Origin of the sequence: Nonomuraea sp. NPDC049784, assembly GCF_040659615.1 — a bacterium.
Taxonomy (GTDB): domain Bacteria; phylum Actinomycetota; class Actinomycetes; order Streptosporangiales; family Streptosporangiaceae; genus Nonomuraea.
Map to the genome: position 1 here is coordinate 1 of NZ_JBFAMX010001283.1, position 1,127 is coordinate 1,127.

The following is a 1,127-nucleotide window of genomic DNA, read 5'->3' on the forward strand; positions in this document are numbered from 1 at the left end:
CACGACCTGCCGCCCAAGAGCGCGACGTACTACTACTTCAGCAAGTGGCGTGATGACGGCACTGACAAGACGATCCACGACCTGCTGCGCTGGCATCTGCGCGAGAAGAAGAAACGATTAGCCGACCCGAGCCTGGTCGTGCTGGACACCCAGAGTGTCCACGTCGCGGCTGGGGTTCCCGCCTCCACGACCGGTAAGGACGCCGCCAAGCGAGTACCGGGCAGGAAACGGGGCTTGGCGGTGGACGCGCTGGGCCTGGTCATCGCCGTGGTCATGCTGGCCGCCTCGGCCCACGAGAATGTTGCCGGGATGGCTCTGCTGGACCGGGTCGCCGCCGGCACCGAGGGCACGGTGACCAAGGCGCTGGTCGACCAGGGGTTCAAGAACACGGTCCTTGCGCATGGCGCCGGTCTGGGGATCGACGTGGAGATCGTCGGACGTAACCCCGCCGACAAGGGGTTCGTCCCCCAGCCCAAGAGATGGATCGTCGAGCAGACCTACGGCATCTTGATGTTCCACCGGCGTCTGGTCCGCGACTACGAGCACCTTCCGGCCAGTTCCGAATCACGGGTGTATTGGGCGATGACGGACGTGATGTCCCGCCGTCTGACCCGTGGCACGGCCCCCGCGTGGCGGTGGACATGACCGGGCCCGACGCTCGCCTACCCGACCCCGGCACCTGGCTCCTGGATCGGATCGACGCCCGCGAGCAGGTCTTGACCTGCCAGATCGAGCAGACCCAGGCGGAGATCGACACTCTGACCGCGCGTCTGGGAGAACTCAGCGAGCAGGTCGAGCATCTGCGGATCAGCCGCAAGACCCTCATCTCCCTTGCCGAGGAGGACCCCGCCCCGGTCGAGCCGGTCGCACCTCCTCCCGCGATCCCCGATCATCCCGCCTATCAGCAGATCCTCGCCGTCTTCGGCGAGGTCGGCGGCTCCCTGCGCGCCCGCGATCTTGCTATGGCCATGGACCTGCCGCTGACACAGAACGCCATCCAGAACGTCCGCGCCAAGCTCAAACGACTGGCCAGCCGCGGCATCCTCGTCGAGACCGAGCCGGGATTGTTCACCCAGCCGCGCCCATAGTCCGAACGGCGGGTCTCCGACCAGCAGGCCTAACCCAAC

2 protein-coding genes are annotated in these 1,127 nt (G+C 66.8%); both read left to right on the forward strand.

The window, feature by feature from the left end; translation table 11 throughout:
* The coding region (locus AB0J09_RS65445; protein ID WP_360714653.1) for a transposase at positions 1-645 on the forward strand (645 nt) is incomplete at its 5' end.
* Entirely contained in the window at positions 642-1,088 is a 447-nt protein-coding gene (locus AB0J09_RS65450) for a hypothetical protein (RefSeq protein WP_360714655.1), read from the forward strand. The genes AB0J09_RS65445 and AB0J09_RS65450, both read left to right, overlap by 4 nt.
* Positions 1,089-1,127 lie beyond the last annotated feature (39 nt).